General features: G+C 61.8%; 22 protein-coding genes. 14 read left to right on the forward strand and 8 right to left on the reverse strand.

All coding sequences use genetic code 11. The features are described 5' to 3' along the window. Positions 1 to 132: 132 nt before the first annotated feature. From AC4CWF_RS08245 to AC4CWF_RS08265, 5 genes are all read left to right on the forward strand, one after another. The gene (locus tag AC4CWF_RS08245) at positions 133 to 747 is read left to right on the forward strand and encodes an HAD-IA family hydrolase (RefSeq protein WP_491284784.1); all 615 of its coding nucleotides are present in this window, start codon (positions 133 to 135) and stop codon (positions 745 to 747) included. 47 nt (positions 748 to 794) lie between these two features. Further along, a complete protein-coding gene (locus AC4CWF_RS08250) occupies positions 795 to 1865 on the forward strand; it encodes an ABC transporter ATP-binding protein (protein WP_491284785.1) in 1071 nt (356 codons plus the stop codon). A 41-nt stretch (positions 1866 to 1906) separates the two neighbouring features. Continuing rightward, a complete protein-coding gene (locus tag AC4CWF_RS08255; protein WP_491284786.1) occupies positions 1907 to 3148 on the forward strand; it encodes an extracellular solute-binding protein in 1242 nt (413 codons plus the stop codon). A gap of 72 nt (positions 3149 to 3220) precedes the next feature. After that, positions 3221 to 4141, forward strand: coding sequence for a carbohydrate ABC transporter permease (locus AC4CWF_RS08260; RefSeq protein ID WP_491284788.1), 921 nt, complete (start codon positions 3221 to 3223; stop codon positions 4139 to 4141). Beyond that, complete coding sequence (locus tag AC4CWF_RS08265) at positions 4138 to 4986, forward strand: carbohydrate ABC transporter permease (protein ID WP_491284790.1); 849 nt, start codon at positions 4138 to 4140, stop codon at positions 4984 to 4986. Before AC4CWF_RS08260 ends, AC4CWF_RS08265 begins: the two co-directional genes overlap by 4 nt. A 13-nt stretch (positions 4987 to 4999) precedes the next feature. Here the strand turns inward: AC4CWF_RS08265 and AC4CWF_RS08270 are convergent, their stop codons facing one another. Beyond that, positions 5000 to 5851, reverse strand: a complete 852-nt coding sequence (locus AC4CWF_RS08270) for a MurR/RpiR family transcriptional regulator (protein ID WP_491284791.1) — start codon at positions 5849 to 5851, stop codon at positions 5000 to 5002. Positions 5852 to 5991: 140 nt separating this feature from the next. Here AC4CWF_RS08270 and murA point away from each other — a divergent pair, with 140 nt between their 5' ends. The 9 genes from murA (at position 5992) to AC4CWF_RS08315 (ending at position 16504) form a co-directional block, all read left to right on the forward strand. Next, a complete protein-coding gene (gene murA, locus AC4CWF_RS08275) occupies positions 5992 to 7248 on the forward strand; it encodes a UDP-N-acetylglucosamine 1-carboxyvinyltransferase (protein ID WP_491284793.1) in 1257 nt (418 codons plus the stop codon). Beyond that, positions 7245 to 8123 carry a glucosamine kinase nucleotide-binding domain-containing protein gene (locus AC4CWF_RS08280; protein ID WP_491284796.1) on the forward strand — a complete coding sequence of 293 codons (879 nt, stop codon included), beginning with the start codon at positions 7245 to 7247 and terminating at the stop codon, positions 8121 to 8123. The genes murA and AC4CWF_RS08280 overlap by 4 nt, the downstream gene beginning before the upstream one ends. A 120-nt stretch (positions 8124 to 8243) precedes the next feature. Further along, positions 8244 to 9173 (forward strand): N-acetylmuramic acid 6-phosphate etherase, encoded by a 930-nt coding sequence (gene murQ / locus AC4CWF_RS08285; RefSeq protein WP_491284798.1) that lies wholly within the window; start codon positions 8244 to 8246, stop codon positions 9171 to 9173. Between the two features lie 74 nt (positions 9174 to 9247). Continuing rightward, complete coding sequence (locus AC4CWF_RS08290; protein WP_491284800.1) at positions 9248 to 10765, forward strand: ABC transporter substrate-binding protein; 1518 nt, start codon at positions 9248 to 9250, stop codon at positions 10763 to 10765. Between the two features lie 22 nt (positions 10766 to 10787). Further along, the gene (locus tag AC4CWF_RS08295; protein WP_491284802.1) at positions 10788 to 11750 is read left to right on the forward strand and encodes an ABC transporter permease; all 963 of its coding nucleotides are present in this window, start codon (positions 10788 to 10790) and stop codon (positions 11748 to 11750) included. After that, positions 11747 to 12589, forward strand: coding sequence for an ABC transporter permease (locus AC4CWF_RS08300; protein WP_491284805.1), 843 nt, complete (start codon positions 11747 to 11749; stop codon positions 12587 to 12589). The genes AC4CWF_RS08295 and AC4CWF_RS08300 overlap by 4 nt, the downstream gene beginning before the upstream one ends. Next, a complete protein-coding gene (locus AC4CWF_RS08305; RefSeq protein WP_491284807.1) occupies positions 12586 to 14367 on the forward strand; it encodes an ABC transporter ATP-binding protein in 1782 nt (593 codons plus the stop codon). Before AC4CWF_RS08300 ends, AC4CWF_RS08305 begins: the two co-directional genes overlap by 4 nt. Further along, positions 14348 to 15376, forward strand: a complete 1029-nt coding sequence (locus AC4CWF_RS08310; protein ID WP_491284808.1) for a serine hydrolase domain-containing protein — start codon at positions 14348 to 14350, stop codon at positions 15374 to 15376. The genes AC4CWF_RS08305 and AC4CWF_RS08310 overlap by 20 nt, the downstream gene beginning before the upstream one ends. Positions 15377 to 15388: 12 nt before the next feature. Continuing rightward, positions 15389 to 16504, forward strand: coding sequence for an anhydro-N-acetylmuramic acid kinase (locus AC4CWF_RS08315; RefSeq protein WP_491284810.1), 1116 nt, complete (start codon positions 15389 to 15391; stop codon positions 16502 to 16504). Positions 16505 to 16516: 12 nt separating this feature from the next. Here the strand turns inward: AC4CWF_RS08315 and AC4CWF_RS08320 are convergent, their stop codons facing one another. From AC4CWF_RS08320 to AC4CWF_RS08350, 7 genes are all read right to left on the reverse strand, one after another. Beyond that, positions 16517 to 16930 carry a GNAT family N-acetyltransferase gene (locus AC4CWF_RS08320; protein WP_491284812.1) on the reverse strand — a complete coding sequence of 138 codons (414 nt, stop codon included), beginning with the start codon at positions 16928 to 16930 and terminating at the stop codon, positions 16517 to 16519. Between the two features lie 249 nt (positions 16931 to 17179). Further along, complete coding sequence (locus tag AC4CWF_RS08325; RefSeq protein WP_491284814.1) at positions 17180 to 17704, reverse strand: flavin reductase; 525 nt, start codon at positions 17702 to 17704, stop codon at positions 17180 to 17182. A 46-nt stretch (positions 17705 to 17750) separates the two neighbouring features. Further along, the gene (locus tag AC4CWF_RS08330; protein ID WP_491284818.1) at positions 17751 to 19169 is read right to left on the reverse strand and encodes an amidase; all 1419 of its coding nucleotides are present in this window, start codon (positions 19167 to 19169) and stop codon (positions 17751 to 17753) included. Continuing rightward, complete coding sequence (locus tag AC4CWF_RS08335) at positions 19166 to 19369, reverse strand: hypothetical protein (protein ID WP_491284820.1); 204 nt, start codon at positions 19367 to 19369, stop codon at positions 19166 to 19168. The genes AC4CWF_RS08330 and AC4CWF_RS08335 overlap by 4 nt, the downstream gene beginning before the upstream one ends. Further along, positions 19369 to 20379: an ABC transporter permease gene (locus AC4CWF_RS08340; protein ID WP_491284821.1), complete on the reverse strand. Its 1011-nt coding sequence runs from the start codon at positions 20377 to 20379 to the stop codon at positions 19369 to 19371. Before AC4CWF_RS08340 ends, AC4CWF_RS08335 begins: the two co-directional genes overlap by 1 nt. Further along, a complete protein-coding gene (locus AC4CWF_RS08345) occupies positions 20376 to 21923 on the reverse strand; it encodes a sugar ABC transporter ATP-binding protein (RefSeq protein ID WP_491284823.1) in 1548 nt (515 codons plus the stop codon). The genes AC4CWF_RS08340 and AC4CWF_RS08345 overlap by 4 nt, the downstream gene beginning before the upstream one ends. Positions 21924 to 21947: 24 nt before the next feature. Beyond that, positions 21948 to 23048, reverse strand: coding sequence for a sugar ABC transporter substrate-binding protein (locus AC4CWF_RS08350; protein WP_491284825.1), 1101 nt, complete (start codon positions 23046 to 23048; stop codon positions 21948 to 21950). Positions 23049 to 23137 lie beyond the last annotated feature (89 nt).

Consider the following 23137-nt stretch of genomic DNA (forward strand, 5'->3'; position numbering starts at 1 on the left):
TAAATTATTCGATAATTTGTAAAAATTAGGAATTGTAAATTCCTTCACAATTTGACAATCTCACGATGGGTGTGGGGATGCTGTTGCCGTGCAAGCGGAGAAGGGCAAGTCATTGTGCAGGATGAAGAGGGTTTGACCGCAACGTCACCACGACCAAAACTTCTGGTTTTCGATGTGGGCGGCGTTTTTATCGATCTGGATCTGGTGGCCCGCAGCGCCATCCTGGCATCCGATGGACTTTGGGCTCCGGATGAACCGGCACCTGTGGCACTTGCCGAATTGAACAGAGATTATCGCCTCGGCCGCATCGATGACGAGGCTTATGTTGCCAGTGCCTCACAATTATACGGCATCTCGCATCATGACGTGTACCGGGCTGAAACTTCCCTGCTGAAGGGCGTGCTGCAGCCGATGGCTGATCTGGTGCCGGTGCTTCGGGCGACCCATCGGGTCGTCTGCCTTTCCAACACCCAAGCCATTCACTGGCGCCATATCCTCAACCACATGCTCGGCGCCGATTTCTTCGATGCCTGTTATCTCTCGCACGACATGGGCCTGGAAAAGCCGGACCCGGCCATCTACCGAAAGCTGGCGCAGGACGAGACCGTGTCGGGGGAGGAGATCGTGTTCGTTGATGATACGGCAGAAAATGTCGAGGCAGCGCTTGCCCTTGGCTGGCGCCACAGCATTCATCACGTCTCACCCTCCCAGACCATTGCAACCATCAAGGGGCTGCTCGACTGTTGATGCGGCGCATCGACCGGCAACCAGACATAGAGCGGAGTTGAACACCATTGGCCCGATTGTCCCTGCGCGGTATCAAAAAAAGCTTCAAGGCCGTCGATGTCCTGCATGGCATCGATCTGGAGGTGAACGACCGCGAACTGATCGTTTTTGTCGGCCCGTCCGGTTGCGGGAAATCCACCCTTTTGCGGCTGATTGCGGGCCTTGATCCGATCACTGAGGGCGAGTTCTGGTTGAACGACCGCCTGATGAACCCGATTGCGCCGTCGCGTCGCGGCATTGCCATGGTGTTCCAGTCCTACGCGCTTTATCCCCATATGAATGTCTATGAGAACATGGCGTTTGGCGCGCGGCTGATGGGGCTCGACAAGGCGGAGGTCGAGGCGCGGATTGCCGAGGCGGCGCGCATGCTGCGGCTGGAGCCGCTTCTGGAGCGCAAGCCGCGCGAACTGTCCGGCGGCCAGCGCCAGCGGGTGGCGATCGGCCGGGCGCTGGTGCGCAAGCCGCAGCTTCTGCTGCTCGATGAACCGCTCTCCAACCTCGATGCCGCGCTGCGCTCCGACGTGCGGCTGGAAATCGCCCGCCTGCACCGCGAGATCGGCGGTACGACGATCTATGTCACCCATGACCAGGTGGAGGCGATGACGCTGGCCGACCGCATCGTCGTCATCAATGCCGGGCGCATCGAGCAGTTCGGCACGCCGCGCGAGCTTTACGAAACGCCGGCCAACACGTTCGTTGCCAATTTCATCGGGTCTCCCCGCATGGCCATGCTGGAGGTGGAGCGCGAGAGCGACCGGTTGATGGCACCGGGCATCGGCCATGTGACGCCGGGCCCTCTGCCGCAGAGCCCGGAGAAAGACATTCTTCTTGGCGTTCGCCCCGATGGCATGACGCTGACACCGGGCAGCGACGGTGAGGGCTTTGCCGCAACCGTCGTCTACACCGAATATCTCGGCGATAGCGCCTTCGTTTATGTCAGCATGGCCGGCGGCGCGCCTGTTTCCATTCGCTGCGGTCCGGACACGAACCTTCCACCGGATACGCCTGTGCGTATTCAGGTGCTTGCCGGAAAGGCGCATTATTTCAGCCGCAGCACCGCACAGCGGCTTGCCATCTGATCTCCACGAAGACCCGTCGTCAAAAAAGAAAAGAGGAACCGATGAAAAACATTCTACTGGGAGCGACCCTTACCCTTGCCACTCTGCTCGGCCAATCCGCGTCCTTTGCCGCGGATTTGACCTTCTGGACCTGGCGTCAGGAAGACAAGGCGGAATACGAGAAATTCTTCAAGGATTTCGCCAAGACCAATCCTGGCATTTCGATTAAGTTCGAAGCCTTCGAGGCGACAAGCTATAACACGGTGCTTTCGACAGCCCTTGCCGGTGGCAAGGGACCGGACCTGATGATGACGCGCACCTATGGCGGCATCGAGAGCCTGGCGGGCGCCGGTTACCTGATGCCGCTCGACAAGACGAAGGTGCCGGCCGTGGCCGGTTTCTCGCCGGCAGCGCTTGCGTCTGAAACCATGCGCTCGGACAAGGTTCTCTACGCCGTGCCCGCCGCCAGCCAGACCATGCTCGTCGTCTACAACAAGGAGATCTTTGACAAGAACGGCATCACCGAGCCCAAGGACTGGGCCGAGTTTGTTGCCGCCTGCGAAAAGCTGAAAGCCGCCGGCCTCATGCCGTTTGCCAATGGCACATCAACCGCCTGGCAGAACGAAACGATCGTCTCGGCGCTCACCTCCTCCATCATGGGCAAGGGTTTTTACGAAGACCTGATGGCTGGAAAGACCGATTTCAACGATCCGCGTTTCGTGGCAGCGCTTGGCAAGCTGAAGGAAATCTCGGCCTATTTCCCCGAAGGTTTCATCGGGCTTGATTATGCCTCTGCCCAGCAACTCTTCACGTCTGGCATGGCGGCCATGTTTGCCGGTGGCTCTTTCGAGATTGCCAACTTTGCCAAGCAGAACAAGGACCTGAAGCTCGGCGTTTTTGCAGCGCCCGGCCTGAAAGCCGAGGACGAAAAACTGGTCGGCCTTTTCTACGATTCGGGCTTTGCCGCAAATGCCAAGACGGCGCACCCGGACGCGGCGGTAAAGTTCCTGAACTACGCCGCGAGCAAGGAATTTGGCCAAGTCTTTGCCAACAACCTCAACAACATCTCGGCCGTACCGGGCGTCACCTTCGACAGCCCGCTGCTCGCCAAGGTCGCGGACCTCAACAAACATTCGATTGCCTACATGACGCTGGTGAATTTCCGCTATGGCGAGCCGACCGGGTCCAACCTGATCCAGGCCGGCGTGCAAAAACTCCTCAACGGTCAGGCAACGCCCGCCGAGGTCGGCAAGTCGATGACGGATGGTCTTTCCGCCTGGTACGCGCCGTTCAAGAAGAAGTGACGGGGAGGGGCCGGGCGAGATTACGTCCGGCCCCGCCTGCCTGCCGATGGTCAAGTTCTTGAAGGAAAACCGATGCTGTCCAGCAAACTGACGGGACGGAATTTATGGATTGCAGCGCTGGTCGTGCCGCCGATCGCCTTCATGTCGCTGTTCCTCGTCTATCCCATCCTGTCGGCTTTCGCCTATGCCTTCTATGAGTGGAAGGGGCTGGCGCGCGGCGAGTTCATCTGGTTTGAAAACTTTCACCGCGTTCTCTTCGAGTTTCCGTTTTCCGAGCGCACCATCAATGCGTTCAGCCACAACATTTTTGTGTTCTTTGCGCTGATGGTGCTGCAGAACGGTGTCGGCTTTCTGCTCGCCTATTGTCTCTGGCGGGAACTGTGGGGCGCACGTTTCCACCGCGTGGCCGTCTTTCTGCCGGTTGTTCTCTCCACCGTCATCGTTGGCCTGTTGTGGAAACTCTTCCTGCACCCGCTGTTCGGCGCGGTGAACGTGTCGCTGCGCGGAATGGGCCTCGGTTTTCTGGCCCAACCCTGGCTCGGGCAGGATTCGACCGCCCTGATGGCGATTATCGTTGCCAATGCCTGGCACATGGTCGGTTTCCCGACACTGGTATTTCTGGCGGGTATGCAGCGCATTCCCTCTGAAATCCTCGATGCGGTGCGCATGGAAACCGAAAGCGAATGGGTCAAGATGTCAAAGATCGTCTGGCCGCTGGTGGCGCCGTCCGCGACCGTCGTCTTCACGCTGCTGTTCGTCGGGGCCTTCAACTGGTTCGAACTGCCCTATGTGATGGGCGGCATCGACGGCTCCCCCCATGGCGCAACCGATGTACTCGGACTTTATTTCTACCGCACGGCTTTTGGCAGCATGTCGGCTTCGGCTGAAAATTTTGGTCCGGGCAGCGCGCTTGCCGTGCTGATCTTCCTGTTCATCGCCATCGTTTCCTCCGTCATCACGATCAGGCTGCGCAAGAGGGAGATCCAGCTGTGAGCAGGCAAACGCGCGATGGATCGTTCATGGCGTTCGGCCGTGACGGGCTGATCCAGATCATCCTCATCGGCAACAGTATCGTCATGCTGGCGCCGATCATCATCATGGTTATGTCTGCCTTCAAGACGAATGCGCAGATTTTCCAGTCGCCGTTTTCGCTGCCCGATTTTACCAAGGTCGGCAATCTGGTGCGGGTCTGGACGGAAACGGATTTCATCCGTTACCTGATGAATTCCTTCATCGTCACCGGCTCGTCGATCGCGCTCATCCTCGTGCTCGGCACCATGGCGGCCTATGCGCTGGCGCGCTACGAATTTCGCGGCGCAAACCTGATCCTCTTGTTTTTCCTCGCTGGCCTGACACTCCCGCTCAAACTGGCCGTCATCCCGCTCTTCATCCAGATGCGCGATCTCGGGCTGCTCGACACCCGCTTTGCACTGATCTTCATCTATGTGGCGACCGGGCTTCCCACGACCGTGTTCATCCTTACCGGCTTTATCCGCAGCCTGCCGAACGAACTGGAGGATGCAGCGCGCATGGACGGGGCCAGCGAAGCGCGCATCATGTGGGCGATCATGCTGCCGCTGGTGCGCCCGGCCATGGTCATTGCCGCCATCCAGAACGTCGTGCCGATCTGGAACGATTTCTTCTTTCCGCTGATCTTCATCCAGTCGAACGATCTCAAAACGCTGCCGCAGGGGCTGACGACTTTCATGGGCGAGTTCGGCACGGACTGGGGCGTGCTGTTTTCCGGCCTGACGCTCTCGGCGCTGCCGGTCATCATCCTCTATATCGCGCTGTCGCGGCAGTTCGTGAACGGCATGACGGCCGGTGCCATCAAGTGAGCGCGGCCCGGCGTCAGGAGGATTTGAGCCGCACGACAGCCGCTTCGCTGGCATGAATGGCGTCATTTGCGCCGGGAAGCGTGCGGATGAGAAGCAGGAAGATCAGGTCCATCACGGCAAACTGCGCGTCTCGCGAAGTGATCGCCGAAGATCGCACCCGTTCTTCGTCGGCAACGGTGGCGAGCGCCACATCGGCAAGCTCGCTGAGGCGGTTCTGGTGAAGGCCGGTCAGAGTGATGACCGTTGCGCCGCATTTGCGCGCCACTTCCGCCAGCCGCACCGTTTCAAGCGTGGCGCCGGATTGGGAAATGGCAAACAGCACATCCTCCCCGGTCATGGAGGCGGCATTGGCGATCTGGATATGCGTGTCGCTGTCGATCAGCGCCATCAGGCCAAGCTTCAAGAGCTTGTAGGAAAAATCGCGCGCCACAAGCGAGGAGGCACCGATGCCGGCCAGATGGATGCGCCGCGCCGCAACCAAGGCGTCTACCGCCTTCTGCACCGTTTCCTCGTTGTTCACCTGCATGGTCTGCTGCATGGCCGAAACCTTGCTTGCCACCAGCTTCTGCTGCATCGTGACAAAGCTGTCGCCCTGGTCGATCGTGCCGTGGATCATGCCCGATGGCACCCGCCACTCCTGCGCCTTGGCGCGGGTGACGGCAAGCTTCAGCTGCTGGTAGCCGTCATAACCGATCTTCTGCGAAAATTTGACCACGCTCGACTGGCTGCGCCCGGTGGCGGCGGCAAGCTCTGCGGAGGAAAGCCGGACCATGCGCTCGGGATCGTCGATGATGAACTGGCCGATTTCGCGCTCGCCGTCCGTCATCGAGTCCAGTTTGGCGCGGATCACTTTCAAGACGGACATGCTGGCTTTCCTCGACTCTTTGGCGCTTGCCGGAATATGCTATTCTCAATCAGAAAATTATCTGGAATATTATAACCGGTGTCCTGCCTGAGGTCACCATCCTTATCCGGCCGCTGTGCGGCGTTGAACGGACGCATATCATGGATCAACTTCGCATCACCGGTGGCAACAGGCTGGATGGCGCCGTGCCCATCGCGGGTGCCAAGAATGCAGCCCTGCCGCAGATCGCGGCCTCGCTTCTCAGCCCTTGTCCGCTCGAACTGACCAACCTGCCCAAGGTGTCGGATGTCGAGAACATGCTCAACATCATTGCGCTCTACGGCGCTGAGGTTACCCGCGACATGCGCGGCACGCGGATCGATGCGGCGGATATCGTGGCGCGCGAGGTGGATTACGACACCGTGCGCAAGATGCGCGCCTCGATCCTCGTCCTCGCGCCGCTTCTCGCACGCTTCGGTGCCGCGCGCGTCTCGCTACCGGGGGGCTGCGCGATCGGCGCGCGTCCGGTCGACATGCACCTGAAGGTGCTGGCAGCACTCGGGGCCACGGTATCGATCGAGGGGGGCTATATCGTTGCGGATGCAAAGGCCGGTTTATCCGGCACGCGCATTGTGCTCTCCGGCCCCTCCGTCGGCGCAACCGAAACGGCGCTGATGGCCGCAACCGCTGCCCGCGGCGAGACGGAAATTCTGAACGCCGCCCGCGAACCGGAAGTGGTGGATCTCGTCGCCTGCCTGACGGCCATGGGGGCTCAGATCGAAGGGGCTGGAACCCATAGGCTGCTCGTGCAGGGAGGCACGACCTGGCGCGCCGCCTCCCACCACGGAATCCCGGACCGCGTGGAGGCGGGAACCTATGCGGTGGCAGCCGCCATCACCGGCGGGCGCATCGAACTGGTGAATGCCCGCATGGAGCATCTTGCGTCCGTGTTTCAGGCGCTGGAAGCCATGGGGGTTACCGTCTGGCCGGGTGATCGCGGCGTCGTTGTCAATGGAACGGACCGGCTGCGGCCGGTCGATATCACCACCGAACCCTATCCCGGCTTTCCGACGGATCTGCAGGCGCAGTTCATGGCCATGGCCGCCAAGGCGGACGGCGCCAGCCTGTTTCGCGAGACGATTTTCGAAAACCGCTTCATGCATGTGCCGGAACTGATCCGGCTTGGGGCCGACATCGCGCTGAACGGTCCGGTTGCCGTGGTGCGCGGCGGCAAGCCGCTGAAGGGCGCGCCTGTGATGGCGACCGATCTTCGTGCTTCGGTCAGCCTCGTGCTGGCAGCTCTGGTTGCCGAGGGTGAAACGGTCATCAACCGCGTCTATCATCTCGACCGTGGCTATGAGCAGCTTGACCGCAAGCTCGCCCAGTGCGGCGCGCAGATCGAACGGATCTCGCAATGACGAAACAGCCAGAAACCGGGCCGCTTTTCGTCGGCGTCGATGGCGGGGGGACGGGTTGCCGCGCCCGGATCGTCGATGCGAGCGGCAATATCCTGGGGCAGGGCCTGTCGGGTCCTGCCACCACGCGCATGGGTATCGCGAATGCCTGGGCCTCCGTCCTGCGCGCTTGGCAGGGGGCGGCCGAAGAGGCGGGGCTCGACCCCGCCGATGCGCCCCACGTCTATGCGGGCGTCGGTCTTGCGGGCTTGAGCCGCGCCGGCTCGCTGGAGGAACTGCGCACCATGGCGCATCCCTTTGCCTCCGTCCGCTTCATCTCTGACGGCGCCGCTGCCTGCCTCGGTGCCCATTCCGGTCGGGACGGCGCCATCGTCATTGCCGGGACCGGTTCCATCGGACTTGCGTTCATCGGGGGCGAGGAAAAGCGCGCCGGAGGTTACGGCTTTCCCATCTCGGATGAAGGCAGCGGTGCCGATCTCGGCCTGAAAGCCATTCAGCTGGCGTTGCGCGCCCATGATGGAAGGCGGGACCGGACGCCGCTTTTATCCGAGGTCATGGCGCGGTTCGACGGCGAGCCCGCCAAGGCCATCGGCTGGATGGACCGGGCAACCGCCACCGATTACGCGACCTTTGCGCCTCTTGTCCTGCGTCATGCCGACCAGGGCGATCCGGCGGCACGCCAGATCGTGCAGTCGGGAGCCGAGCATATCGATGCGCTTGTCCGCCGCATGGTGGATTATGGTGCGCCGCTGGTGACGCTGCTCGGCGGTCTGGCTGGCCCGCTCGAGCCCTGGTTATCCCCGGATGTCCGCCGCCGCCTGAAACCACCGGATGGCGATGCGGTGTCCGGCGCCATCATTCTTGCCCAACGCAGCTGAACCGTCAGAGGCGAGATTCTGGAGGATTTCGGTGTGCGTCAGGCGGAATAAAATATTCCTAGATAAATTGACATCAGGAATATATGATCGTAAAAATTCGAAAACAACGAGTGGTTTCCCATGTCACACGAGCATCTTCTGGCGGAACTCAAGACGTTGGTTTCGGAATCCCGCAATCCGAATTCCATGACGATCGATCTTCTGTCGACCCGGGAAATCCTTGAGGTGATGAATGCGGAGGATGCCAAGGTGGCGGGCGCCGTGGCCAAGGTCATTCCCGAAATCTCCTGCGCGGTCGATGAGACGGTGCGGGCCTTTCGCGAGGGTGGCAGGCTGATCTATGTCGGCGCCGGCACCAGTGCCCGGCTCGGTATTCTCGACGCCTCCGAATGCCCGCCAACCTTTTCCGTGCCGGAAGGCATGGTGGTGGGCCTTATTGCCGGTGGCCCGAAAGCCATCATGCACGCCGTGGAAGGCGCCGAGGATGATCCCGATGAGGGCCAGCGCAACCTGCAGGATATAAATCTCAACGAAAAGGATGTGGTTGTCGGCATCGCCGTCAGCGGACGCACACCTTACGTCATCGGGGCGCTTGATTATGCAAGGTCGCTTGGTTGCGTTACGGTTTCGCTGACCTGCAATCCGAAATCCACCATTGCCGGCATGGTCGACATCCCAATTTCGCCGGTTGTCGGGCCGGAGGTCGTGACCGGCTCGACACGGCTCAAATCCGGTACGGCGCAGAAGCTTGTGCTGAACATGCTGACCACGGCCGCCATGATCCGCATGGGCAAGACCTATGAAAACCTGATGGTGGATCTGACGATCAGCAACCGCAAGCTTCACGTGCGCGCCATCAGCATCATCGCGGAGGCAACCGGCTGCCCATCGGATGTGGCCGAAACCTATCTGGAGCTGTCCGGCAACAATGTGAAACTCGCCATCCTGATGCTTCTGACCGGCGTTGACGCCGAGGCGGGACGGACGGCCCTTGCGGCAAGCGAAGGCTTTTTGCGTCAGGCGCTGGACGGTGCGCGACAAAACGTTTGAACCTGTAGAAAATGCAACCATGCGGTCACCGGCCTCAAGAAGCTCGGGAACCGGAAAACAGAGGGATAATGGGTATGGTATACGGTCTTGCATCTAAATTTCTGGGCTCGGCGGCTGTCGTCGCAGGCCTTCTGCTTTCAACGGCGGCCCCTTCCTTCGCCGCCACGCTGAAAATGGCCTGGGCGCAGGATGCGACCGGCCTTGATCCGCACAAGCAGACGGCGTTTTCGTCGATCCGTCTTCTGGAACTGATCTATGAGCCGCTTGTGCGCCTCGATGCCGATCTGAAGACCGCGCCGGCCATCGCCACCAGCTGGACGTTTGCCGAGGATGCGAAGACGCTGACCTTCAAGCTCAACCCGAAGGCCAAATTCCACAATGGTGCCCCGGTAACGGCAGCTGACGTGAAGGCCTCCTTCACCCGTATCCTCGATCAGGCAACAGGGGCGGCAGCGCGCGCCAACTATCTCTCCATCGAAAGCATGGAGACGCCGGACGAGCATACGATCGTTTTCAAGCTGTCGCAGCCTGATGTGCCGCTCTTGACGGCGATGGGCAGCATCAATGCCGCCATCGTGCCGGCATCAGAAATCGCGGCTGGCAAGATCGGCACGCAGGCGGTGGGGTCGGGCCCGTTCAAGCTGGAAAAATGGGAGCCGAATTCCCGCGAGACCCTTGTTGCAAACGCTGAATGGGCCGGCGGCAAACCGGGCGTCGATGGCATCGATATCCGCGTGCTCCCGGATGAAAACGCCATTCTGGCAGCGCTTCGGGCAAAGCAGGTGGATTTTGCCCTGCTGAACGATCCGCTGGTCGCAACGCTCGTGCCGAAGGTTTCAGGCCTGACGCTGAACCGCAAGCCGGTTCTCGCCTATCACGTGCTGCAGCTTAATGCATCGCGCAAGCCGATGACCGAGCTGAAGGTGCGCCAGGCGATTTCCTGCGCCATCGACCGCAAGGATATTCTGGATACTGCCCTTCTCGGCGAAGGCGAAGTGACCGGCCCGCTCACCATGCCCGGCTACCGTTCCGATCCTGCCTCGCTGTTCTGCTACAGCCGCGATGTTGAAAAGGCCAAGAAGCTGATGGCGGATGCCGGTTATGCCGGCGGATTCTCGGCAACCGTGATTGCCGCAACCGGCGAACCGCCGACAGCGGCCTCCGAAGCGCAGGTCATCCAGTCGCAGCTGCAGGAGATCGGCATCAAGCTCGATATCAAGCTGATGGAACTAAACGTTTATGTCGATACCTGGTTGAAGGGGGATTTCGACATGGCGGTGGCGCTGAACGGTGGCCGCGCCGATCCCTATTCCATGTATAACCGCTACTGGACCAAGGCCGGCAACCTGCAGAAGGTGGCCAATTATATCGACGACGATCTCGACAGCCTGATGCAGAAGGGCCGCGTTGAAACCGATCCGGCCAAGCGCCGCGAAATCTTCAGCGCCTTCGACAAGCATCTGGCGGAAGTGTCGCCGTGGATCTGGCTTTACACCGGCTACAGCTACACGGCCCAGCAGAAGAACGTCGAGGGATATGTGGCAACTCCTGATGGTTCCCTCTTCGGCATTTCCAAGATCACACTGAAGTAATGCAAGCCCGGGGCGGAAAGCCATGAATTACCTGATACGGCGCCTCGTCACCTTTCCGCTGGTGATGTTCGGCGTCTCGGTTCTGGTCTTCGTGGCGATCCGCCTCGTTCCGGGCGATTCCATCACGGCCATGCTCGGCACGGAAGCGGGGCTTCTGACACCCGAGCAGCGCCAGTCTCTGGCGGTCTATTTCGGTCTCGACCAGGGCTGGTTCAGCCAGTACGGGCGCTGGATCGGCGGCGTCTTTTCCGGCAATCTCGGTGTCTCCGTCACCTATGGCAAGCCGGTCCTGACGGTGATCCTCGAACGGTTTCCGCTGACGCTGGAGCTTGCGGTTCTCGCCATGATCATTGCCCTTGGCGTCGGGCTGCCGCTCGGCGTCTTTGCGGCCACCCGCAATGAAAAACGCTCGGATCTTGCCGTGCGCATCTTTGCCATGATCGGCCAGTCGACCCCAAGCTTCGTTATCGGCCTGCTGATCATCTATGTCCTGTCGGCCGGCTTTGGCATTCTGCCTTCCATGGGCGAGTTTGTGCCGTTTTCGCAAGATCCGCTCGGCAACCTGTCTCAGCTGATCCTGCCGGCGATGACGCTTGGCCTTTCCTTCACCGCCTCGGTCACCCGCATCTCCCGCTCCGCCGTGCTCGATGTGCTGGGCGATGATTATGTGCGCACCGCCCGCAGCAAAGGCGCGCCGAAGGGCCGCGTGATCTGGCGCCATGCGCTTCCCAATGCGCTGATCCCGGTCGTGACGTTGAGCGGCGTCGAGTTCGGGTATCTCCTCGGCGGGGCGGTGCTGGTGGAGCAGATCTTTGCGCTGCCCGGCCTTGGCCGTCTCGTGCTCGATGCCATTCTCCAGCGCGATTATGCGCTGGTGCAGGGAAGCGTGCTGTTCGTGGCGCTGAATTTCATGGTGGTGAACCTGCTGGTCGATCTCACCTATGTGCTGCTTGATCCGCGCATCCGGCTGGGAGGACGCTCATGAAGGCCTTTCTCCATGGGCTGCTGCGCCATCCGAGCGGCCGCATCGGCGCAGCCATCGTGCTGGTTTACATCATCGTGGCGCTTCTCGCGCAGGCGGGTCTGACCCCTTATGATCCGCTAAAGCAGTTCCGCATCGAGCGCCTGCAAGGCCCGACTTTTGCCCACTGGATGGGCACCGACATGTTCGGCCGTGACGTGCTGAGCCGGCTGATGATCGGCATCGGGCAATCCTTTATGGTCGCCTTTTCCTCGGTCGGGCTTGCCGCTGCGATCGGCACCCTGCTGGGGCTCACCGCTGCCTGGTTCGGCCATCTCTGGGATGGCCTGGTCATGCGCTGCATGGATGTGCTTCTGGCCTTTCCGGCCATTCTTCTGGCGCTTCTGTTCATCGCCGTCGTTGGACCCGGCACATTCACCAGCATTTTGGCCATCGCCTTCGTTTACACGCCGATCTTCACCCGTGTCGTGCGCGGGCCGGCGCTCTCAATCAAGACGCGCGATTTCGTTGATGCGGCGCGCAGTTTCGGCAGTTCCTCCACCTATATCCTCACCCGCCACCTGCTGTTGAACCTCGTCGCGCCGCTGACCGTTCAGGTCACGCTGGCGCTCGCCTGGTCGCTGCTGACGGAATCGGGCCTCAGCTTCCTCGGGCTCGGCACGCAGCCGCCCAATTCCTCGCTCGGCCTGATGCTGGCTGATAGCGTCAGCCTCATGGAAATGGCGCCGTGGCTGCTGGTCTTCCCAGCCATCGCCGTGATGCTCGGCATTCTCGGCTTCAATCTCCTGGGCGATGCCCTGCGCGACATTCTCGATCCGCGCATGCGAAGGGTGGTTGCATGACCAAGCTTCTTTCCGTCTCGGGCCTGAAGGTAGGCTTTGGTCGCGGCGACCAGATGCGCGCGGTCGTTCATGGTGTCGATTTCGAACTGGATGCCGGCGAGACACTCGCCATCGTCGGCGAAAGCGGCTCGGGAAAATCGGTGACGGCGCTGTCGATCAACCGGCTGGTCGATTATGGCGGCGGGCGCATTCTGGACGGGCGGATGGACTTTCTGACCGCCGGCGGCGAAGTGATCGATCTCGCCAGGGCCAGCGACCGGCGCATGGAAAAGATCCGCGGCGGCGAGATCGGCATGATTTTTCAGGAGCCGATGACGTCGCTCAACCCGGTGCTGACGATTGGCGAGCAGATTGCCGAAGCCTTCAAGCTGCAGCGCGGTCTTTCTGGATCGGCGGCGCGTGCTGCAACACTTGAAGCGCTCGACAGGGTGCGCATTCCCGATGCGGCACGACGTCTGAAATATTATCCCCACCAGCTTTCCGGCGGCATGTTGCAGCGTGTGATGATTGCCATGGCGCTTGCCACCAATCCGCGCCTGCTGATCGCCGACGAGCCGACCACGGCCCTCGATGTCAGCGTCCAGGCACAGATCATGGCGCTGCTGGCAGAACTTCGCCGCGAGACCGGCACGGGCCTGATCTTCATCACCCATGATATGGGGCTGGTCGCCGGCATTGCCGACCGGGTGATGGTGATGCAGTCCGGCGAGGTTGTGGAACAGGGGCCGCTCGACCGCATTCTCGACCAGCCGGACCATCCGTATACACGGCATCTCCTGAAGGCCGTGCCGCATTTTTCCGGCGGCCGCCATGTCAGGCGTGACCACGACCGCACAGACAAGACCGCAACGCCAGCAACCCTTAAGGTGGAGGGCATGACGGTGCGTTTTCCCACAACCGCCGGCCTGCTGCGCCGGTCCATCGGCGCCATCCATGCGGTCGAAAACGTCGATTTTGATGTGATGCCGGGCGAAACGCTTGCCATCGTAGGTGAAAGCGGATCGGGAAAATCCACCACGGCACGCGCGCTTCTCGGTCTCGTCAAGCCGCATCGCGGCACGTTTGCCGTCGTGGACGAGCGGACCGGCAACCGGCGCAAGCCCGTGCAGATGGTGTTCCAGAACCCTTATGCTTCGCTCAACCCGCGTCTTGACGTGGAAAGCCTGCTGGCCGAGCCGGTGCGGGCTTCTGGCGAGCGGGTGGACGATGCGGTGCGCGCACGCATGGCACGGCTTCTCGATCGCGTCGGCCTGCCGGTCGACAGCATCAGGCGTTATGCGCACGAATTTTCCGGCGGCCAGCGGCAGCGCCTCTGCATTGCCCGCGCGCTGATGGTCAATCCCGCCGTTCTGGTGCTGGATGAGGCAGTGTCTGCGCTTGACGTGTCCGTGCAGGCCAAGGTGCTCGATCTCCTCATCGATCTCCAGAACGAGATGAAGCTTGCCTACCTCTTCGTGTCCCACGACATGGCGGTGGTGGAGCGGATCGCGCACCGGGTTGCGGTGCTTTATGCCGGGCGGATCGTGGAAATCGGGGCAGCAGAGGCGGTGCTTTCATCGCCGCAGCATGCCTATACCCGCCGTCTCATTGCCGCCGTTCCCACCATGGAGCGCCGGCGCGAGATTTTTAAACTCGACACCGCCGATATCCCGACACTTCTTCGGCCCCCGGGTTATGAACCGACGCAAACGCTCTGGCGGACCTGCGGAAAAGACCATCAGGTGCGTATCGAAGCCGATGATCGCGAGGAAAAGAGCCATGCCGCAGCCCACCGTTGATCGATCCCGCGCGCTTGAGCAGCCTTTCGAAAGCGCCTTCGCTCTAGTCGATCAGTCTATTGCCGGCGGGTTCATTCCGGGCTGCGTGCTTGGCATGCACGACCTCAGCCACGGCCGGATCACGCGCGCTGTCGGTCTTGCGCAGAAGGTTGGCGGCGAGCGGCCGATGACCTTGGACACGTGGTTCGATCTCGCCTCGCTCTCAAAAGTCGCCTTCACCGTGCCGCGCATTCTGGCACTGGCGACAGATGGGCGCATTGATCTCGATGCGCCGATTACCTCCGTTATTCCGGATTTTCGCCAGTATGCGCCCGACTGCTGGGAGCGCGTCGTCACCTTTCGCCAGTGCCTTGGCCACCAGACGCCGTTTCCCGCCGTCGAGCCGATCTATACCTATGGCGACGACCCCGACCGCTTGCGCGCCTTCGTGCTGCAGCGGGAGTGGCGAAAAGGGCCTGCGGTCTATTCCGACATCAACTATATCCTGCTTGGCATTGCGCTGGAGCGGATCGAGGGCAAAAGCATCCGCGCCATGGACGCCGGGCCGGGTTTTGCCTTTTCCGCGCCGCCGGAGATGACGGCTGCGACCGAGCACTGCACCTGGCGCGGGCGCGTGCTCTGCGGCGAAGTGCATGACGAAAATTGTGCGGCGCTGCAAGGGTCGGGTCACGCCGGGCTGTTCGGCACGGTGGATGCCGTGCTGGATTTTGCAGCCGGCCTGCTGGACGGCGATGCGGCGGGGGATCCGGTTGTGCGTCTCATGCGCCAACCGCTGTCGGAGAAACGCACCCACGGCTGGGAGCGGCCTTACGAGGGCTGGTCGGGTGGACACCTTTGCAACGGCTCCGTCATCGGGCATACCGGCTTTACGGGCACCGGTCTCTGGATCGATTTCGACCGTGGCCGCGCCTGGACGCTTTTGACCAATCGCGTTCATCCGACGCGCCATGTCGACAGCGGCATTTTTACCTTGCGCGCGGCCGTCGGCGACGCCGTCAACACGTTCTGAGGGAGAAAAACGATGCAGCCAATCTGGGCCGTGGGCTTGATGACGGGAACCGTGCTGGACGGCAATATCGACGTTGCCCTTCTGAAGACCGATGGCGAGACGGTAGAGCGTTTTGGCCTCTATACGCTGGCGCCCTATGGCCAGCCGGTGCGCGATCTTCTGGAGGAAACGCTGCAGCAGGCTCGGCGCTGGAATTTCGACGGGCCGGAGCCTGCCATCTTTTCCGAAGCGGAAGAGGCGTTGACGCGGGCGCAGTCGGATGCGGTACGCGCTCTGGTGGAGGAGGCCGGGCTTGCGATGGCGGATATCGGCGTCGTCGGTTTCCACGGCCAGACCGTGCTGCACCGGGCACCAAAGCCCGGCCGCATCGGCGCGACCCGCCAGCTGGGCGACGGCGCCCTGATGGCAAGCCTGCTCGGCGTCAAGGTCGCCTATGATTTTCGAAGCGCCGATGTGGCAGCCGGCGGGCAGGGCGCACCGCTCGCCGCCGTCTATCATGCTGCCCTTCTCAAAAGTGCTGCAGAGGAAGGCGAGGCGGCCATCCTCAATCTCGGTGGTGTCGCCAACATCACCTGGAGCGATGGCAAGGGTCAGCTGGTTGCCTTCGACACGGGGCCGGCCAATGCGCCGATCAATGATTTCGTCAAAGCCCACGGTCTGGGCGAGATGGACCGCGACGGGGCGCTGGCGCGGCAAGGGCAGGTGGACGAGCCCCGCCTGAAGCGCCTGCTGGAGCATCCGTATCTCCACACCGCCTATCCGAAATCGCTCGACCGTTTCGATTTTGGCGCAGCCATGGCCGAGGGCCTCAATGCCGAGGACGGTGCAGCGACCCTGACGGCCTTTACCGCAAGCGCCGTCGGCAAGGGGCTCGATCTCCTGCCGCAGCGTCCGGCAAAAGTGTTCGTGAGCGGTGGCGGCCGGCACAATCCGGTGCTGATGGAGATGCTGGCAGAACGCGCCCGGGTAGAAGTTCTGCCGGCCGAAACGCTCGGCTGGCGGGGCGATGCGGTGGAGGCGGAGTGTTTTGCCTTCCTCGCTGTCCGGGTGCTGCGCGGCCTGCCGATCAGTTTTCCCAGCACCACCGGCGCACAGGAACCGATGACCGGCGGCATGCTGGCTGGATAGGCCAGCCTCGCCTCAAAGCTGTTTTTGCAAAAACTTCCGGCTGCGCCCGAGCGGAAAATCGGGCAGTTCGCCGAAGACCGTATAGCCCTGGCGGGTATAGGCTTTTTCCGCGACCGGATTGAACGTGTCGATCCAGGCCGCACGGCAACCCCGCTTGCGGGCCTCGTCTTCGGCCGCGTCGAGCATCCGCGCTGCCATTTTCTGGCCCCGAAGATCGTCGTGAACCCACAACCATTGAATATAAAGCCATCCCCAGGCGGTATAGCCGCTGAGCCCCGCCATCAGCACACCCGCATCGGATTTCACGAGAACGCCGAGTATCCGCCGCTCGGAAGCGCCGACATCCTGTTCATTGAAGGCGGAAAGATTGCTGCCGATGGCCGCGATGTCGGTACCGGCGTCCGTATCGGTTACGAGAAAATGCATTTTGGTCCCCGTCGTGTGATGGAGGATCATACGACGAATTCGGGCTTAATCCACCTGGAGCGTGCCCATCTGCGTGATGCAACAGGCTGCCGGTCGTGGCTCCGTTGCGCAAGCCCAACGGTCAGAGGATACGGGCTTTCCGGCAAGGTCACGGTCGCCACCCCAAGATGGTGATTTGCCAGTTATCGACCAGCGCCCGTTCGTTCTGGATTGGCGGTGGGCGCTGCCGGCTGACACCACGACACGGGCTCAACCGCCGACGCGACGATAGGCTCTCTGAAAGTAGATCAGTGCCTCGGCATCGCTGCCATCATGGATCTCTTCCACCGTGCAATAGAGAACACGATGCGTGCCGACATCCGCTTCCGCGCTGATGCGGCACTCGAACGAGACCAGGGCATCACAGAGCACGGGCGTACCGCTTTTGCCCTGACGCCATTCGGCGGCTGCAAAACGCGCGTCGACCGATGTCTTGCCGCCGAAGAGATTGGAGAGATCCTCGTGGGCAGAGGCAAGGACGTTGACGCAGATCACGCCGTTACCGATCACCGCATCGAAGACCGATGCCGTGCGGTTCAGGCAGATCAACAGGGTGGCGGGACTGTCGGTGACGCTACAGACCGCCGTTGCGGCAAAACCGGCGCGGCCGGCCGGGCCATCGGTCGTGATGATGTTGACCGCCGCGCCCATTTTCGCCATGGCGTTGCGGAAGGCCTCGCGGGCGATCGGGGGAACGGCGTCCACCGGTTGTGCAAAATTTGCAACGCTGTTCATCGTGGTCATCCTTTCAGGCTTGCGGATAATCTTGCTGTCAGTTCGCTCATGCCGCCGTTCGCGGCGGCAGCGATGATGCAAAGGCCGGCAGTGCGAGGATCTGCTCCAGCCGGCGTGCGACGCTTGCCGCCTGATCCTCCCGCCAGGGTCTTGCGATGATTTGCATGGCAATCGGCAGGCCCTCGGGAGAGGCGGCAACCGGCAGTGTCACGACGGGCAGGCCGAAAAAACTGAACGGCCGGGTAAAGGATGTCAGGGCGCTCACCACGGCGTTCATCTTGGGGCTCGCACCGATGTCGACCTCGCTTGACAGCGGCGGGAGGAAGGGCATTGCGGGTGCAATCAGAACATCGACCTTGGCAAAGGTTTCATCGAGAAAGGCCTGGAGCATGGTCGCCCGGATCTGCAGCGCCCGCAGATAGATCGGTGCCGGGATCGCCAGCGACTGCGACAGCCGCATGCGGATCTGCGGGCCGTAATCTTCCGGTCGCTCCCGCATCCAGTCGAAATGGACCGTGCCGGCCTCGGCCATGGCAATGACATTGGCGAGTTCGGCGATGGACGGCATTTCGGTGCCCTTGATCCTCGCAAGCGTCGCCACCTCTTTCGACAAGACGTGCGCGGTTGTCTCCAGTGCCGCACAAACGACCGCGTCGAGCCCGGTCTCAAAAAGCCCGCCGAGAATTCCGACCCGCAGTGTCGAAACGTCATCCGTCAGGGCGGCAGGAGGCGGAGCGGTCACGCATGTGGTATCGCGCCCGTCCGGTCCGGCGATGAGCTGGAGGAGGAGATAGGCATCATCGACGCTGCGGGCGAGGGGGCCGACACAATCCTGCGAAAAGGAGAGGGGCATGACACCATGGCGGCTGACACGGCCCTGGGTCGGCTTGATGCCCACGACGCCGCAACAGGCGGCCGGCAGGCGAATGGAGCCGCCGGTGTCGGAGCCGAGTGCGGCCAGCACCACACCACCGCCGACGGCCGATCCGCTGCCGGAGGAGGAGCCGCCGGTAATCCGCGCCGGATCAATCGGATTGAGCGCCCGGCCGTGATGAAAGTTGTGGCCGGTGGGCCCCATGGCAAATTCGCTCATGTTGAGCCGCCCGATTGACACCGCACCGGCCACTTCAAGCCGCTGCATCACGGTCGAGGTTTCCGCAGCCCTATGGGTTGCGCGTATCTTCGAGCCGCAGCCGGTGACGAATCCCTTGCGGTCGTACATGTCCTTGTGGGCGAGCGGAACGCCGTGAAGGACACTCGCTGCCTCGCCGCGTGCCAGCGCCTCATCCGCGCGATGGGCCGCCTGCAAGGCTGTTTCCTCTTCAATGTCGATGAAGGCGTTCAGCCGCTCATGGCTTGATCTGGCGCGATCGAGCGCCGCCTTCGTCAGCTCCACGGCACTGATGCGCCGCGCCTTGACGGCGGCTGCCGCTTGCGCAAGTGAACCGGGGTTATCAAGGCTCATCGGTCTGCCTCCGTCTGCAGGATCCGGTCGAAGGCTGCCGGTTCAAGGTTAAACAGAGCGCCCTGCTGACCTTCGGGAGATGCGGCGATTGCAGCAGAATCCCGGCGCATTTCGCCGACCATGGCGACGAGTTCCGGATCAATCGCCGGGCGGCCCCAATACGCTTGCGAGAGCGCCTTCATGACGTCTTCGATATCCATCAGCTGAAATCCTGTGGTTGCCGGTTGCGGACCAGCTGGCTGAGCGAGACAGCGATAACGAGCGCGCCGCCATAAAACAGGTTCTGCACATAGGCATCGGCGCCCAGCATTGTCAGCCCGGTAATGCCGGTGACGAGAAAATAGACGCTGATCACGGCGCCGAAGGCGTTGAACCGCCCCGGAGAAATAGTCGTGGCGCCCAGGAAGGCAGCCGCGAAGGCCGGCAGCAGAAGGTTCAAGCCCGACAGCGGATCGGCGGACCCGGTCATGCCGGCATAAAGCACGCCGGCGAAGGCCGAGATCAGGCCGGAGAGGATGAAGGAGGTGGCGCGCACCCGGTCGACATCAATGCCACTCAGCCGTGAAACCTCGCGACCGCGCCCGACAAAAAGCAGCTTGCGTCCGGGGATCGTGTATTCGAGCGCATACCAGAGGATCGCCGCCAGGATCATGGCATAAAAGAAGGCAAGCGGGATGCCGAGGAAGCGGTTGATGATCACCCACTCGACGAGATCCATGGAGACGCCTGAGATCGTCTGGCTATTGCTGACCCAGAGGATCAGCCCGTTGACGAAGGTGCCGATGCCGAGTGTCACGATCAGCGAATGGATGCGGAAATAAAGCACAAAGACCGCATTGGCCGCGCCGATGACGATGCCGCTTGCAAGCGCCACGACAATCACCGGGACGATCGGCCAGCCGAGTTTCACGTTCAAGACCGCGATCAGCATGCAGCTCATGGTGAGCGTGGAGGCGCCCGACAGGTCGAAGTCACCGGAGGTCAGCGGAATGATGATCGCAAGCGTGAGGACGACGAGGATGGCCTGAGAGCCGAACAGGGTGGAGAAACTGCGCCAGCTCAGGAAGGAATCCGGCATCAGAAATCCGAAGATGGCGATCAGCAGCAGCCAGGCAGCAACGAGCGCGAAGCGTTCGGCCTCTGTCTTCAGCGTAAAGCGGCTTTTGGCCTTTGGGAGGGGTTTTGTCGTTGTCAGGTCGAGCGTTGTCATTCTGCAACCTCCGCTTCATGGCTGTGGAAACAGGCTTCGGTGATGGATTTGCGGGAGATCTCTGCCCCCTTGAGCATGATGACCGGGCGCCCACGGGAGAAAACGATGATCCGGTCGCAGATCTGCTCGAGCTGTTCGTTGTCGGTGGAGGCGCAGAGGATGGCCGTGCCCTGTGCTGCCGCCCGGTCGAGCGCCTGGAAGATTTGCTGGCGGGCGCCGAAATCCACGCCCTGCGTCGGCTCGTCGAGCATCAGCAGCTTTGGCTTGACCTGAAGCCACTTGGCCAGAAGAACCTTCTGCTGGTTGCCACCCGAGAGCGAGCTGAGCGGCAATTGCGGGTCCTGGGGGCGCACGTCGTAAGCCTGGCCGAGGCGGCCTGCCTCCCTCACCATCCGGCGACGATCGAGCCCATAAGGTTTGAGCAGCCCATCCAGAACCGGGAGGGTGATATTGTCCGTCACCGACAGGCTGCCAATGCCGGCAGATCCCAGCCGGTCACCCGGCAGAAAGGCGATGCCAAGTTTTTGCGCCAGACGGGGGGTGATGGCGGAGAGGGCCACGGTCTGGCCGTCGATCGAGATCGTGCCGGATCCTCTGAACGCGCCATAAAGCAGATATGGCAGCGATGCGAAACCCGAGCCGATCAGGCCGGTTACCCCAAGCGTCTCCCCCTCACGGATCTCGAAGTCGAAACCGGGCGACGTGCCGTCGCTGAGATCGCGGACACGCACGGCAGCGGGAATGCCCTCCGTCGCCATGCGATCCTTTTGAAAATGATCGATGCGCGTGCCGACGATCGTATCGAGAATGGACTGGCGCTCGGCTGTTTTTGTGTCGAGGATGTCGATGAGTTCGCCGTCACGCAGCACGGCGACACGGTCGGTGATATCGCGCACCTCATCGATATCGTGGGTGACGATCACCACGGAGGCGCCGGTTTTGACGATGGAGCGGATCAGCGTGAAGAGCCGCTGAACGTCTTGCGCCGGAAGGAAGGGCGTTGGCTCGTCGAGCACCAGGATGCCTTCGCCGCCATGGCCGGCATCGGAGGCACGCAGGTCCTCGAAGGCTCTGATGATGGCAACGAAGGCACGCTCGACCGGGGGCAGGCTGGCAATAGTCGCATAAGGGTCGATGTCGAGGCCGAACTCGGCAAAGAGGCTCGAAATCGCCTGCGCTTCCCGCTTCCAGTTCACGCCCCAGGGTCTTTTCTGCCCAAGTGCCGTCACGCGCATGTTCTCAAGGACGGACAGCGAAGGGACAAGGCCGAGATGCTGGTGAACGAAGGCGACGCCGCGTTTCTTGATATCCATCGGATCGAGAGGAAGGGGCAGTGCCTGGCCCCAGAGGACCACTTCGCTGCCCTCTTCGGGCTGATGGAAACCGGCGAGAACTTTGATCATCGTCGATTTGCCGGAACCGTTCTGGCCCAGCAGGCCGAACACTTCGCCGCGGCGGATAGAGAGCGATACGCCCTTCAGCGCATAATAGCTCCCGAACCGCATGCGAATATTGTTCATCCTGAGCACGGCATTTTCGGTCATCGCGCGGCTCCCGGTCTCGTTGGGCTACTTCAGCATCCAGAGCTTGCGGAAACCGTCGAGATGGGCGTCGCCGTACCCGTCGTTGAAATTGGCAGGGACACCGGCGGTCTTGATATTGTCCTTGTCGAAGACGAGAAGGGGCACGTTGAGCTTGGCCACTTCCGGCTTGCCGCAGAGCATGCGCATGATGTTGTCGATTGCCGCATACCCCGCCCAGCCGAGGCTTTCGCCGATATCCATCTCGACCTGCCCCTGGCGGATCATGTCGAGCACGAACGGTGTGCCGTTGAAGCTTGCAACCTTCACGGCCCCTTCGGAACCCGTGATGCGCAGGGCTGGAACGACGAACTGCGACATGGAATCATAGATCGGCAGGATGTAGTTGATCGACGGGTCGGCGAGCAGGGCCGACTGCGTGCCCGACTGGATCTTGGTCGCCCATTCGGAGACTGGGACATCGAGGTGCTTCTGCTTGCAATCAGGGCAAAGCGCTTTCAGCTGATCCTGGATCGACTTCACGAAGGGGATGGACGGAAGAACGTCGGAGGAGCCGATGATCAGCACGTTCGGTTTGCCTTTGGTCTGCTCATAAGCCCAGGCTGCCAAAAGCTTGCCGGCGCCGGTAAAATCGACCTTGCCGGAGTAGTCGACGCTTTTGATGGCAGGTTGTGTGACGTCGTAGAAGTGCGTGGTGCTGATCTTCAGGCCGGCCGCACGGGCCTCGGACAACTGCGGTCCCAGCACTTCGGGATTGAGGCCGCCCGCAAGGTCCACCACGTCGTATTTCTGGCTGATGGCCTGCGAGATGCCCTGAACCCACTGGTCGATCTTCAGCTGGTTGTCCCAGGTGGTGTAGGTGAAGCCCACTTCGGCGGCCGCCGACGCCATGGCCTTTTGAAGTTCCACATTGAACGGGATTGTCATCGAAATCGGGATCGACAGAACCTTTTTGTTCGCCATGCAGGCCTTGGCATCGAAGGGCTCGCCGGGAGGGGCAAAGACCGGCATGGCGCGGTGCGCCGCGATAATGGCCCTGGCATCGGCCATCGGATCTGCGGCGGCTGGCATGGAGGCGACCGCGAGTGTGGCGGCGGCCAAAAGCGAACTGGCAAGAATGCGGCGCATGATCGACGTTCCCCTGTCTGCGACCCGGGTTTCCCGGTGTCGATGATTGCGGTTCCCTTAACCGCCGACAGGTAATGTACGTACATAAT

The sequence above is a fragment of the Neorhizobium sp. PAMB6630 genome, assembly GCF_058242775.1.